Source organism: Arthrobacter sp. GW460-12-1-14-TSB2 (assembly GCF_059423525.1).
In genome coordinates, this window is the sequence record NZ_JBWKYC010000001.1 from 322,885 (window position 1) to 336,648 (window position 13,764).

Annotated in this window: 11 protein-coding genes; 4 read left to right on the forward strand and 7 right to left on the reverse strand. The window is 65.1% G+C overall.

The genetic code is table 11. From position 1 onward, the window contains the following. Positions 1-174: 174 nt before the first annotated feature. Positions 175-564, reverse strand: coding sequence for a HesB/IscA family protein (locus tag AC07YR_RS01560; RefSeq protein WP_011692062.1), 390 nt, complete (start codon positions 562-564; stop codon positions 175-177). A gap of 198 nt (positions 565-762) precedes the next feature. Then, positions 763-2,193: a dipeptidase gene (locus tag AC07YR_RS01565; protein WP_494732853.1), complete on the reverse strand. Its 1,431-nt coding sequence runs from the start codon at positions 2,191-2,193 to the stop codon at positions 763-765. Between the two features lie 132 nt (positions 2,194-2,325). Between AC07YR_RS01565 and AC07YR_RS01570 the strand changes: the two genes are divergently transcribed. Beyond that, entirely contained in the window at positions 2,326-2,925 is a 600-nt protein-coding gene (locus tag AC07YR_RS01570) for a DUF3043 domain-containing protein (protein ID WP_055803156.1), read from the forward strand. Between the two features lie 80 nt (positions 2,926-3,005). On the opposite strand, the gene AC07YR_RS01575 is transcribed toward AC07YR_RS01570, so the two are convergent. Further along, positions 3,006-4,091 carry a quinone-dependent dihydroorotate dehydrogenase gene (locus AC07YR_RS01575; RefSeq protein ID WP_436057723.1) on the reverse strand — a complete coding sequence of 362 codons (1,086 nt, stop codon included), beginning with the start codon at positions 4,089-4,091 and terminating at the stop codon, positions 3,006-3,008. A gap of 126 nt (positions 4,092-4,217) precedes the next feature. Between AC07YR_RS01575 and AC07YR_RS01580 the strand changes: the two genes are divergently transcribed. Together AC07YR_RS01580 and AC07YR_RS01585 are read left to right on the forward strand one after the other, a co-directional pair. Then, positions 4,218-5,225, forward strand: a complete 1,008-nt coding sequence (locus tag AC07YR_RS01580) for an alpha/beta hydrolase (protein WP_494732854.1) — start codon at positions 4,218-4,220, stop codon at positions 5,223-5,225. Next, positions 5,222-6,307, forward strand: coding sequence for an alpha/beta hydrolase (locus tag AC07YR_RS01585; RefSeq protein ID WP_436057725.1), 1,086 nt, complete (start codon positions 5,222-5,224; stop codon positions 6,305-6,307). Before AC07YR_RS01580 ends, AC07YR_RS01585 begins: the two co-directional genes overlap by 4 nt. Here AC07YR_RS01585 and AC07YR_RS01590 read toward each other — a convergent pair. The 3 genes from AC07YR_RS01590 to leuA all read right to left on the reverse strand — a co-directional run bounded on the left by AC07YR_RS01590 (position 6,304) and on the right by leuA (position 9,718). Beyond that, entirely contained in the window at positions 6,304-7,128 is an 825-nt protein-coding gene (locus tag AC07YR_RS01590; RefSeq protein WP_494732855.1) for an isoprenyl transferase, read from the reverse strand. The genes AC07YR_RS01585 and AC07YR_RS01590 overlap by 4 nt on opposite strands. 2 nt (positions 7,129-7,130) lie before the next feature. Beyond that, positions 7,131-7,886, reverse strand: a complete 756-nt coding sequence (gene recO, locus AC07YR_RS01595; RefSeq protein WP_436057727.1) for a DNA repair protein RecO — start codon at positions 7,884-7,886, stop codon at positions 7,131-7,133. Positions 7,887-7,978: 92 nt separating this feature from the next. After that, a complete protein-coding gene (leuA, locus tag AC07YR_RS01600; RefSeq protein ID WP_436057728.1) occupies positions 7,979-9,718 on the reverse strand; it encodes a 2-isopropylmalate synthase in 1,740 nt (579 codons plus the stop codon). 254 nt (positions 9,719-9,972) lie between these two features. Between leuA and AC07YR_RS01605 the strand changes: the two genes are divergently transcribed. Then, positions 9,973-11,925 carry a M13 family metallopeptidase gene (locus AC07YR_RS01605; protein ID WP_436057729.1) on the forward strand — a complete coding sequence of 651 codons (1,953 nt, stop codon included), beginning with the start codon at positions 9,973-9,975 and terminating at the stop codon, positions 11,923-11,925. A 105-nt stretch (positions 11,926-12,030) separates the two neighbouring features. Here AC07YR_RS01605 and AC07YR_RS01610 read toward each other — a convergent pair whose 3' ends face one another. Beyond that, entirely contained in the window at positions 12,031-13,605 is a 1,575-nt protein-coding gene (locus tag AC07YR_RS01610) for an LCP family protein (protein ID WP_436057730.1), read from the reverse strand. Between the last annotated feature and the right edge of the window lie 159 nt (positions 13,606-13,764).

Genomic DNA, 13,764 nt, shown 5'->3' on the forward strand with positions numbered 1-13,764 from the left:
CTACTTGTTGCTGTTGCCCGGGCCGTAGATGGCTCCCCGGGCACACTAAAAGTTTTACTACTCGATGTAGAGCTTACCGCTCCCCGGGGGTTTTCGCTCACATGTCGGCACCGTGCGTCGGCACCGGTTTCCACCGGTGCCGAGAGCAAGCTGTCATGGGGCAAAAGAGCCGGGTTAGTGGAAAGAATCACCGCAGGCGCAGGAGCCGCCGGCATTGGGGTTATCGATGGTGAAGCCCTGCTTCGAGATGGTGTCCTCGAAGTCGATGCTGGCGCCGCTGAGGTACGGGACGCTCATCTTATCGACAACGACTTCGACGCCGTCGTAGTCGCGCACGGCGTCTCCGTCAAGCAGCCGCTCGTCGAAGTAGAGCTGGTAAATCAGGCCGGAGCAACCGCCCGGCTGGACAGCAACGCGCAGGCGCAGGTCGGTGCGGCCTTCCTGCTCCAGGAGGCTGCGGACCTTGCCGGCAGCGACGTCGGTCAGCTTGACCTCGTGCGTGGGCAACTCTTCGCTTGCGGTGCCTGTGGCTGCGGCGCTGTTTTCATTGGTTGTAGTGCTCATTGGCCTACCTTCTTACGACGGTGGTGGCGACTCGGCTTGCGCGTTGCCCGCCCCTACGGAAACGGTATGGGCTATAGCTACATGCTACGTCGATCCTGCGTGTAGCTCTAACTCCTGACGTAACCGTGGCCATACCCTGAATGTTCCCTGACGGTTCCGTAACCGCCAGGGAACATCCCCGCTGCTGCGCGGCCGGCGTCAGGCAAGACCCTCACGGTTGAGCCGTGCCAGCAGGAGCGCTTCGGCCACCACGGCATTCCGGAAGTCCTCCAGGTGCAGCGACTCGTTGGCACTGTGTGCCCTGGAATCGGGGTCCTCGACACCGGTCACGAGGATCTGCACGTCCGGGTACACCTCCGTCAGGTCGGCAATAAAGGGAATCGAACCGCCGATCCCCATCTCCACTGCCGGAACGCCCCACGCTTCTCCGAGCGCCCACATCGCCATCCCGGCGGCGGTGGAACCCGTGTCGGTCAGGAAGGAGTTACCGCTCTCCCCCGGCGTGAACACCACCTTCGCGCCGAACGGCGCATTGGATTCAACATGGTTCCGCACGGCCTCCATGGCATCGGCCGGGTCCTGGCCCGGCGCCAGCCGCATGCTGAACTTGGCGCGCGCCCGCGGGAGCAGCGTGTTGGACGCCACATCCACGGCGGGAGCGTCGAAGCCGATGATCGACAAAGCAGGCTTGGTCCACAGCCGGGAGGCGATTGTCCCGCTGCCGGCGAGGCGGACCCCGTCCAGCACGGACGCGTCGGCCCGGTATTCCGCTTCCGTGAGGTTGACGGAAACGTCGTCCCTGCTGACCAGGCCCTTAACCGCAACGTTCCCGTCGTCGTCGTGCAGGGTCGCGATCAGCCGGGAGAGCAGCGTCGGAGCATCCAGGACCGCGCCACCGAACATCCCAGAGTGGACGGCGTGCTCCAGCACCTGCACCTCGATGGTCCCGTCGACCAGTCCGCGCAGGCTGGTGGTGAGCGCGGGAATGCCTACCTTCCAGTTGCTGGAGTCCGCCACCACGATGACATCGGCACGCAGCAGTTCGCGGTGGGTTTCCAGGAACGTGCGGAAGGTGGGCGAACCGGCTTCCTCTTCGCCCTCGAAGAAGAACGTCATGCCCAGGCCCAGCTCGTCGGCCAACACCTCAGTGACAGCGGCGTAGGCGGCTATATGGGCCATGATGCCGGCCTTGTCATCGGCCGCACCCCGGCCATAGAGACGGCCGTCGCGTTCGACGGCGGTAAATGGTTCGGTCTCCCACAGCGCCAGGTCCCCGGTCGGCTGGACGTCGTGGTGGGCGTAGAGCAGGATGGTCGGCTTCCCTTCGGCAGCAGCCCGCCGCGCCACGACAGCTGGTCCGCCCGGCGTGCCGTCCTCTTTGTTGCAACGCAGGATCCGGACGTCCTCGATCCCCGCGGCGCGCACCAGCTCCGCGACGGCCTCCGCGCTGCGGTCCAGCGGGGCGGGATCAAAGCTCGGCCAGGCGATTCCCGGGAGCCTCACGAGGTCCTTCAGCTGTCCAACAGTGGTGTCGAACGCCTCGTGTACGGTCCGGCGCAGGGCATCGACGTCGATCCCGTCGAATCCTGCGCTGATTTTTTGCGGGGTCCCCGCCGGTGATGAAGTCATGGCCAAAACCCTACCTGTGTCCGTGACCACAGGAAACACTCCGGAACCGGCCGCCAGTCCCCACTGTTCCGCCGTTGCCGGAACCCTGTGACACATGACTTTTCGCCTGCGCGTGCAAGGTATTCTGTAGGGGTGTTTGGACGTAAAAAGGAAGCGCCGACGGCGCAGGACGTAGTTGACCAGCAGGCAGCCGAGGCCTTGGCCCGGGACACTGCCCTCGGCAAGGGCGCGCCCACGCCCAAGCGCAAGGCACAGGAAGCGGCGCGGAAGCGTCCCCTGGTGCCTGAGGACCGAAAGGCCTCAAAAGCAGCAGAACGGGCGGCCGTGCAGGAGCAGCGGATCAAGATGCGCCAGGCGCTGGACACGGGTGACGAAAAGTTCCTGCCCCTTCGGGACAAGGGCCCGCAGAAGCGCTACGCGCGTGATTACGTGGATGCCCGCTTCAGCCTGGGCGAGTACCTGATGTTCGGCGCCCTGGTGTTCGTCATTGTCTCCCTGCTGGTGCCTTCCACCAGCGAGGCGATGATTTATGTGCTCGGTGGTTTCTGGGTCATGTTCCTGGCTGTTTTCGTTGACGTCTTCATCCTTTCCCGCAAGCTGCGGAAGCGCCTCACGGAGAAATTTGGCGAGGTGGAACGCGGCACTGTCTGGTACGGCTCCATGCGTTCCCTCCAGTTCCGCCGTCTTCGCCTTCCCAAGCCGCTCGTCAAGCGCGGAGAATTCCCCGCCTGACTCAGGCCACAAAGAAACCCCCGGCAGTCTGGACTGCCGGGGGTTTTGTCGTTTCCGGGCGCTTGCAGCCGGAGTGTCGGCTACGCGCGGGACTGGCGGCGGGCGGGGTGCTTGGCCAGCTGGCGGTTGATGCCGGCGGCCCAGAACGGCCCCTCATACAGGAACGCCGTGTAACCCTGGACCAGGGTGGCGCCGGCGTCGAGCCGGTCCTGGACGTCCTTCGCTGTTTCCACGCCGCCAACCGACACCAGGGTAAGGGCACCGCCGGTTGCTTCCTTGAGGCGCTTGAGAACTTCAAGGGACCTGGCCTTTAGGGGCGCGCCGGAGAGGCCGCCGGCCCCGCACTCCTGAATTTTTGCCGGGTCGGAGGTGAGCCCCTCCCGGCTGATCGTGGTGTTGGTGGCGATGATCCCGTCCAGCTTGAGATCGAGGGCCAGCCTCGCGACGTCGTCGATGTCCTCGTCCGTCAGGTCGGGTGCGATCTTCACCAGCAGGGGGACGTGCCTGCCGGCGGCACTGTCCGCTTCCTGGGCCACGGCTTTGAGCAGCGGGCGGAGGGTTTCGACGTTCTGGAGGAGGCGGAGCCCCGGCGTGTTGGGGGAACTGACGTTGACCACAAGGTAATCAGCCGCGGGCGCAAGGCTCCGGGCGCTGGTGAGATAGTCACTGACCGCGTCATCGAGCTCCACCACCTTGCTCTTGCCAATATTGACGCCGATGACCGGACGTACGCCGGGGTGGCGGCGCTGCAAGGCAGCCCTCGCGGACTTGAGCCGGGGGGCGACGGCGGCGGCGCCGTCGTTGTTGAATCCCATGCGGTTGATGACGGCTTTGTCCTCGATGAGGCGGAAGAGGCGGGGCTTTTCGTTGCCGGGCTGGGCCTGGCCGGTGATGGTTCCGACTTCCACGTGGCCGAACCCGAGTTCGGTCAGCGCTTCAATGCCGTGTCCCTCCTTATCGAAGCCGGCGGCAAGGCCGAACGGCGACGGGAAGGTGATGCCGAAGGCCTCGGTCTGAAGCGACGGCGCGGGGGCCGTGAACTTCGCGAGCACTTTGCCCGCCCCGGAGCTGTGGGCCAGCCCGATGGCACGAAAGCCGATCTTGTGGGCGCGTTCGGCGTCCATCCATGAAAAGGCCAGGCGAAAGAAGGTGGGATATACGCGCATGACACCAGTTTTCCGGTTCAGGCTCCGCAGACCAAACCGGCGCGCTCGTGACGCCTGCGGTGTGACGGATCCTGCAGGCGTCCCGGCCTGCTCGCTGCTGTGGCCTGCGTTGTTTAGGCTAATGAAATGAGGTGGCAAACAGATATCCTGGGGGACGATTTCGAAGCCTGTTCCTACCAGGCCACGGGCGACGACGGGGTGGAGCGCACCGCTACCCTGGTCCGGCACGCGCCCAAGGGCGAAGCAGGGACCGTCCGTCCCGGACGCCGGCCGCTCCCCCGCCGGGCCTTGCTGTTCCTGCACGGCTGGAGCGATTATTTTTTCAACGTGGAGCTCGCCCGATTCTGGACAGACAAGGGCTTCGAGTTTTTTGCCCTCGACATGCACAACCACGGGCGGAGCCTGCAGCCCGATACCCACGGCGGCTATGTGGCCAACCTCGACGACTACGACGCCGAGATCAGCAAGGCAATAGGGATCATCGGTTCCCTCTGGCCGGAACAGGCCGGCGGGGTGCCGGTGACCCTGATGGGCCATTCGACCGGCGGCCTCATCGCAGCCCTGTGGGTCAGCCGGCATCCGGGGGTTGTCGCCCAGCTGGTGCTGAACAGCCCGTGGCTGGAAATGCACGGCAATTCCCTGGTTCGACGCGCCACCCGGTCCATGGTGGGACCGCTGGCACGGTACCGGCCGGAGGCTGTCCTGCGTCTGCCGGAACGCGGCTTCTACTGGCGCAGTATCAGCAGCGAAGCCGAGGGTGAGTGGAACCTGGACAACAAGTACCGGCCGCCCCTCGCTTTTCCCGTCCGGGCCGGCTGGCTCAGTGCAGTCCTGGCCGGGCATTCCCGGGTGGCCCGTGGACTGCGGATCGAGATCCCCATCCTGGTGCTCCTGTCCGAAACCAGCGAGAACGGCATGTTCTGGACCGAAGCCATGCGAAAGTCCGACGCCGTGCTGGATGTGAACACGATCGCGATCAGGGCCATGGCCCTGGGCCGAACGGTCACCCTGGAACGGATTGACGGCGCCCTCCACGATGTCTTCCTCTCGCCGGCGCACGTCCGGGCTGACGCGTATGCCCGGCTGAGCCGCTGGATCCGGGGATACGTCCTGGACGACGGCGGCCAGGAGTGAAGGCTGCGGCCCCGGTCGCGCCGCGTTGGCAGCCCGACCAACTCGGTGCAGCATTCGAGTCACTGGCACTGCCGCTGCCCGACGACGACGAAGGCGCGGTGTGTGCCACGCTGGTCCGCCATGTGCCTGCCGCGCCGGCCGGACCGCCCGGCTTTCTTTCGGCGCTGCGGTACAGGGGCTTCCGAACGCTGGCCTGGCCGTTCCCGGACTCACCTGCGGGTAACAATCCCGGGCATCCCGTCGCCGTCATCTACCTTCACGGCTGGGCGGACTACTTCCTGCAGTCCGAACTTGCTGAATACGTCGGCGCCCACGGACTGTACTTCTATGCGCTGGACCTGCGGAAATTCGGCCGCAGCCTGCGGAGCTGGCAGACGCCGGGCTACACCACAGACCTGGCTGTCTATGACGAAGACATCGCAGCGGCCATGGATGCGATCAGGACGGACATGGCCGAGCGCACCGGCCAGGCCGGGGAACCTTCCATCCACATGCTGGCGCATTCACTGGGCGGGCTGATCGGCGCGCTGTGGGCAGACCGCAATCCGGGCGCGCTGGGGAGCCTTGTGCTGAATGCGCCATGGCTGGAGCTCCAGGGCAGCAGCCTGATCCGAAACATCGCCATGCACCTGGTGGAGCCGATCGCGCGGACGGATCCGCGGCGGCCGTTCCGTTTTCCGGAAATGCCAGGCTACTGGGAGAGCGTCAGCGACCAGGCCCACGGCGAGTGGTTCCTGGATCCGCAGTGGCGCCCGACGGCGTCGTTCCCCATCCGCGCGGGCTGGACCCGGGCGGTCCTGGCCGGACATGCAGCCGTCGAACGGCGCCTGGACATTGCTGCGCCGGTCCTGGTGATGCTTTCTGACCGCACCAAAATCCAGGCCGAGTGGTCTGAGGAGCTGATGTCCGCAGACGCCGTGATCGATGTGGAACAGACAGCCCGCCGTGCCCTCGGCCTGGGACGCCGGACGGCGGTATTCCGTTATCCGGGAGCCATCCACGACGTCTTCCTCTCACGCCGCGAACTACGCCAGGAGGCGTACCGGGACCTGGTGTCCTGGCTGCATTCCCATTCCGTCTAAGCCCCTGCCGGGGCCGCATCCACAGCGCCGCCGTACCGCCGGTCCCGCCGGGCGTAGACTTCGACGGCGTCCCATAGCGTGCGGCGGTCGACGTCCGGCCAGAGCGTGTCCATGAAAACGAACTCGGCATACGCGGACTGCCACAGCATGAAGTTGGAGAGCCGCTGTTCACCGGAGCTTCGGAGGAAGAGGTCGACGTCGGGCAGGTCCGGTTCGTCCAGGTACTTCTGGATGGTCCGTTCGGTGATGGCGCCCGGCTTAAGCCTGCCTGCCGCCACGTCTTCGGCGATGGCCGTCACCGCATCGGCGATTTCGGCGCGGCCGCCGTAATTAACACACATGGTCAACGTGCACGTGCTGTTGCCCCGGGTGTAATCCTCTGCCTCTTCCAGCTCGCGGATCACCGAACCCCAGAGCCGGGGCCGGCGCCCCGACCAGCGGATGCGGACGCCCCAATCGTCCAGCTGATTCCGCTGACGCCGTAGCACATCCTTGTTAAAACCCATCAGGAAGCGGACTTCCTCCGGGGAGCGCCGCCAGTTCTCCGTCGAGAACGCGTACACCGTGACGTACTTGATGCCCAGTTCAATGGCACCTGCCACAACGTCCAACAGTGCAGGTTCGCCAGCCTTGTGCCCTTCGATCCGCGGCAGCCCGCGCTGGTTGGCCCAGCGGCCGTTGCCGTCCATCACGATCGCCACATGCTGCGGGATGAATTCCTCAGGAATCGACGGCGGAACGGCACCGGAGCTATGCGGATATGGTGCTGTCACCGGCGCGGTCCGCTGCCGGACGGGAGTTTTCTTCTTTCCAAGGGCCACAGTCAGCTACGCTCCACATGTTTAAGTGATTTCAGCACACGTTCAAGATGCCATTGCAGATAGCTGGCCACCAAACCGGCAGCCTCACGCCGGTGGACCGCAACGGAGGCATCCGCCGTCGCCCAGTCCCCTGTCAACAGTGCCCCGAGCAGGAAGACCGTCTCGGCCGCGGGCGCGGGAGATCCCGGCGGACGGCAGTTGGCGCACACCATGCCGCCCAGCGGCGCTGAAAAAGCGGTGTGCGGCCCCGGCGCACCGCAGCGGGCGCACACCGTGAAGCTGGGCGCCCATCCCCCCGTTGCCAGGGCACGCAGGAGATACGAGTCGAGGATAAGTTCCGGCGTGTGCTCGCCGCGGCTCAGCGAGGCAAGCGCCCCGACCAGGAGGTTGTATTGCGCGGTTCCGGCTTCGCCGTCCACGTCTGTCAGCTTTTCGGCCGTCTCGGTCATGGCCGCCGCCACGGTATAGCGGCCGTAGTCCGCCGCGATGCTGCCGCCGTAGGCGCCCTTGGCCACCGCCTGCGTGACGATGTCCAATGTCCGGCCGGAAATCAGCTGCAGGTCCGCCACCATGAACGGTTCCAGGCGGGCGCCGAAGCGGCTGCTGGTGCGCCGCACTCCCTTTGCCACGGCACGGACCTGGCCGTGGTGTTTTGTCAGGAGCGTGATGATCCGGTCCGCTTCACCCAGCTTGTGGGTACGCAGCACCACGGCATCATCACGGTATGCGCGTGCAGAGAAGGAGGATTGTTGGGCCACGGTTAATTTTTGCACTGACTTTCTGGTTAACGCGGCTGCTGCGCCACCGGATTGCTCCGGGGCGCAGCAGCTCAGCGGATCGAACGGTCAGTCTAGGCTTGTGCGTCCCGGATTGCACGGTTGACGGCGGAGACGACCGCCTTCAGCGAGGACGTGGTGGTGTTGGAGTCAATGCCGACACCCCACAGCACCCGATCGCCCACCGTGCACTCAACGTACGCGGCCGCACGGGCATTGCCGCCTTCGGAGAGTGCGTGCTCGCTGTAGTCCAGCACGCGGACGTCCACGCCGTCCTGGCCCAGGATGCCCAGCAACGCCGCGATGGGGCCGTTGCCGGTGCCGGTGCGGCGAACCTGGACGCCGTCTACCGTGACGGTCGCATGCAGCGTCATGGTGCCGTCGTCGTCCGTTTCCGTGCTGAACGAACCCAGCGAATAGCGGCCCCACTGGCCGTCCCCCTTGCTGGAGGGCAGGTACTCGTCCTGGAAGATCTGCCAAAGCTGGGAGCCGCTGACTTCGCCGCCAACAGTGTCCGTCCGCTTCTGGATGACGCCGGAAAATTCGATCTGGGCCCGGCGCGGCAGGTCCAGGCTGTGCTCGTTCTTCAGCAGGTAGGCCACGCCGCCCTTGCCGGACTGCGAGTTGACCCGGATGACGGCTTCGTAGCTGCGCCCGAGGTCCTTGGGATCAACCGGCAGGTACGGAACCTGCCAGGTGTAGTCGGCCACATCCTTGCCGGCCGCTGCAGCGTCCTTTTCGAGCGCTTCGAAGCCTTTCTTGATGGCATCCTGGTGCGAACCGGAGAACGCGGTGAAGACCAGGTCCCCGCCGTACGGGGAACGCTCCGCAACCGGCAGCTGGTTGCAGTACTCCACGGTCCGGCGGATGTCATCGATGTCCGAGAAATCGATCATGGGATCGATGCCCTGGACGAACATGTTCAGGCCCAGCGTGACGAGGTCCACGTTGCCGGTCCGCTCGCCGTTTCCGAACAGGCATCCTTCGATCCGGTCCGCGCCGGCCAGATAGCCCAGCTCGGCGGCAGCTACACCGGTGCCGCGGTCGTTGTGCGGGTGCAGGGAGAGAATGATGCCCTCGCGGGGGTGCAGGTTGCGGCTCATCCACTCGATGGAATCGGCGTAGACATTGGGTGTGGCCATTTCAACGGTTGCCGGCAGGTTGATAATGACCTGGCGGTCAGCCGAGGCCTCGAAGACATCAGCCACAGCGTTGCAGACGCGGATGGCGTATTCGAGTTCCGTGCCGGTAAAGGATTCGGGCGAGTACTCGTAGGTGATGTGCGTGTCCGCCAGCGTTTCCTCGTACTTCTTGCACAGGCGCGCGCCCTGTAGCGCGATGTCCAGGATGCCGTCCTCGTCCTGGTTGAACACCACGCGGCGCTGCAGGACCGAGGTGGAGTTGTACAGGTGGACGATGGCCTGCTTGGCGCCGACCAAGGATTCGTAGGTCCGCTCGATCAGGTGCTCGCGTGCCTGCGTCAGCACCTGGATAGTGACGTCGTCCGGAATGTGGTTGCCCTCAATCAGCTGGCGCACGAAGTCGAAGTCAGTCTGCGAGGCGGACGGAAAGCCGACCTCGATCTCCTTGTAGCCCATGCGGACCAGCAGGTCGAACATCTTCATCTTGCGGGCCGGGCTCATGGGATCGATCAGGGCCTGGTTGCCGTCCCTGAGGTCCACGGCGCACCAGCGCGGGGCCTTGGTGATGACCTTGTCCGGCCAGGTCCGGTCCGGCAGTTCAACTTTGATCTGGTCCTGGAACGGGATGTAGCGGTGGACGGGCATTCCTGAGGGCTTTTGTGCGTTTCGCATTACTATCTGGGCCTTTTCTGTGGTTCCTATGTGAAAGGTGGCCGGGCAACACAAACTCCGCGACGAGGATTGGCCTTGCGCTAGATCGCGTCTGAGGCCTCGCCGCGGCAGCTAAGAAGAAGGAGTTCTGCGCGCACCATTTCACACTAACACGGGTGCGTAAGATGAAGGAGCAACACCTCCAGCAACGTCCACCATGCAGACGCTGCCACCGGTGCCAGCGCCGGAGGCAGCCTTCACCTGAAGGAGCACTTGTGCCAAACTCGGGGATCGACCTGTCCAACATCGACCACACCGTCCGGCCGCAGGATGACCTGTACCGGCACATCAACGGCGCGTGGCTGAAGAGCACCACCATCCCGGACGACCGCCCCCTCGAAGGAACCTTCACGGCTTTGCGGGACGGGTCCGAACTGGCGGTCAGGGAAATCATCGAAGAAGCCGCTGCGCGCGGCGAAGATGGCAGCGGCATCGAACGGAAGGTCGGAGACCTCTACAACAGCTTCATGGACGAAGCCACAGTGGAGGCCAAAGGCATGGACCCCATCCGGGAACGGCTTGCCGCGGCCTTCGCCACGCAGTCAGCCAGGGACGTCATCGAACTGGCCGGGAGGCTCTTCCGTTCCGATGTTTCCGGGCTCTTCTACATCTACCCGGCCCCCGACGCGGGCAACCCGGACCGGATCCTGCTCTACACCGGCCAGGGCGGCCTCGGTTTGCCGGACGAGTCGTACTACCGCGAAGAGAAATTCGCCCCGATGGTGTCGGCGTACCGGGACCATGTCCGGACCATGCTCGGCCTCGCGGGAACCAAGGACGCGGAGGGTGCCGCGGACCGGGTGGTCCGGCTGGAGACCGCCCTTGCGTCGCATCACTGGGACAACGTGACCCTGCGCGATCCGCAAAAAACGTACAACCTGAAATCCGCCGAAGAGACCGGTGAGCTGTTCCCGCTCATGGACGCATGGTTCGAAGCCGCCGGAATTGCTGCCGAAAAGCGCGCGGAAATCGTGGTCAGCACCCCTGATTTCTTTGCCGGGGCGGCAGGCCTTCTCGAAACCGAACCGCTGGAGGCGTGGCAGGATTGGCTGGCCATGCGCGTTCTCAGCTCTGCTGCACCTTATCTCTCGGCCGAATTCGTGGACGCGAACTTCGCGTTCTACGGCACCACCATCAGCGGCACGCCGCGTAACAAGGACCGCTGGAAGCGCGGCGTCGCCGTCGTCGAAGCCTCACTGGGCGAAGCGGTCGGCCAGATCTACGTTGCCCGGCACTTTCCCGAGACCCACAAGGCCCGCATGCAGACCCTCGTGGCCAATCTCATCGAGGCCTACCGGGAGAGCATCACCGGGCTCGCCTGGATGGGTGAGGACACGAAACTCGAAGCCCTCAAAAAGCTCGAGGCATTCCGCGCCAAGATCGGCTACCCCGATGAGTGGATTGACTACACCGCGGTGGAGATTGACCCCAGCGACCTTCTTGGCAACGTTGAGCGCGCACACAATGCCGACGTCGACCGGCACCTGGACGAGGTGGGCAAGCCGGTTGACAAGAACAAATGGCTTATGACGCCGCAGACAGTCAACGCGTACTACCACCCGCTTCTGAACGAGATCGTGTTCCCGGCCGCAATCCTGCAGGCCCCGTTCTTCACGGCCGACGCCGACGACGCCGTCAATTACGGCGGCATCGGTGCTGTCATCGGACACGAGATCGGGCACGGCTTTGACGACCAGGGCTCACAGTTCGACGGCGGCGGCGCCCTCCGCAACTGGTGGACCGAGGATGACCGCACGGCGTTCGAGGCCCTGACGTCCAAGCTGGTGGCCCAGTTCGACGCGTTGTCGCCCACCGCGGCCCCGGGGCACCATGTCAACGGCAAGCTCACCCTCGGGGAAAACATCGGAGACCTGGGCGGGCTCACCATCGCCTACAAGGCCTACCTGATCAGCCTCGACGGTGCCGAGCCTCCGGTGCTGGACGGCCTGACCGGACAGCAGCGTTTCTTCGCGTCCTGGGCTGCCGGCTGGCGGCAGGTCATCCGGAATGAGGAAGCTATCCGCAGGCTCGCCACGGACCCGCACTCCCCCAATGAGTTCCGCACCAACGCCATCGCCAAGAACCTGGACGCCTTCCATGAAGCCTTCGACGTATCGGAGCAGGACGGCATGTGGTTGCCCTTGGAGGACCGCGTCAGCATTTGGTGACCGGGCAGTAACGAAGAGACCTGCGGGGCCGGCCACTGTTTGTGGCCGGCCCCGCAGGTCTTTGATCAGCGCACGTCGTCGAACAGACGCAGCGCCGCCGTGCCGTTACTGAGTGATCAATTCCGGATTGGCCTGCTGGCAGACGGTGTCGCCGGCAGTCTGATTGACGATGTCGGTGGGAAGCGCCACGGCGCCCATCTTTGTTCCGGACATGAAGTCGGTGCCGAGGTAGACCTGCACGCCGCTGACCCCGGTGGCGGGGAGGACCTGCGTGGCGGGAATTTCAAGCAGCGCCGCGACGTCGGCCGCCACATCCTCGAAGCCGGGTCCGTAATAGACCGACGTCTTCGAGACAGACTGCGCCACCAGCGGAGCCACCTGGGTGAAGCCGCCGGCGATAATTGCCTGGGTGATTTCCTGGGTCCGCGCCGGAACGCCTGTACCGTTCGCGACGGTCACCGGCTGCAGCGCCTTGTCGTAGGCCGGCGGCGGGGTTGCAGTTGGCGTCGACGGCGAGGGGGCGGGTGCTGACTCGGTCGGTGCCGCGCTGGGGCTCGGCGGGGCCGTCGGGTCCGTCAGGTCAACGTCCTTGCGCAATGCCGCGAAAAGCTGCGATGCGGCCGGCTCGGCAACGGTGAGCCGGTTGGGATCGCTGGGCGCCGCCGTGGTGGGAACGGCAACGAACGCCACCTTGCTGATGTCAATGTTCTTGAGCCGGTTGCCGATGGTCAGCAGTGACGGGACGGAAGCCAATCCATCGTCCACCGTGAGGTTCTGTGTCACGACGTCGGCAATCTTGAGCATCTTCTGGGGATCGGACAGCGTGCCGTCATCCTTGATCTTGCGGGTGAGGGAGGAAAGGAAGCCCTGCTGCGCCTTGATGCGGCCCAGGTCGCCGCCGTCCGCGAACGCATGCCTGGTCCGCAGGTACGCCAGTGCCTGCTCGCCCTGCACCTGCGAGGTTCCGGCGGGGAGCCGCAGGCGGGAGTCGGGGTCATAGACGGCGTCGCTGATGCAGACTTCCACGCCGCCCACGGCGTTGGAGAGCTCCTTCACCGCGTTGAAATCCGCCATCATGAAGTGGTCGACTTCCAGGCCGGTGATCTTGTTCACCGTATCGACCGCGCAGCCGATTCCGGCCTGCTTCATGGCTTCGTTGATCATCACTCCGCTCTGGGCGGGGTACACCTGCTTGGTCTTCTGGTCCGTGCATTCCGGAATGTCCACCAGCAGGTCGCGGGGGAAGCTGATGACGCTGACCCGCTTGTTGTCGGCAGAGATGTCCATCATCATCATGACGTCGGACTGGCCGTACCCCGTTGAATCTTCGGCGGTGCCGTACTCCGAATTCTTGCCGTCGCGGGTGTCTGAGCCCAGGATCAGGATCTGCATCCGGTCCTTGGAATCGTTGACGGGATCTTCGGTGCGGCTGCTGCCGGCACCCAAGGGTGCCTTGTTGATGTTCAGCTGCAACCGGATTACCCAGAAGGCGGCGAAAGCCAGACCGCCAACGAGGAGCAGGGCCACAATCGCGCTGGCCACTTTGAACCAGGCGGGTTTGCCCCGCATGGCGCCGAGGTGCCGGGCCGGGCCCATGGCCTTGTTGTCAGAATGCCGGGCGGCGGCGTCGGACGCTGGCGAACCAATGCCTTGTCCGGGAGTGTCTCGGCGTCGCACCACGTGGTGTTACCTTCCTCTATAAAACGGGTTCGGTCCATTTTAGTGGCCGAGACTGGGAAAACGCCCGATGCCCGGAGGCCGCCGTCGTGCTGCCACAGCCGGGCATGCCTGCGGCAGCCGCGCGGCGGCCGGTCTGCGGTGGACCGGGAGGCTGCCGCG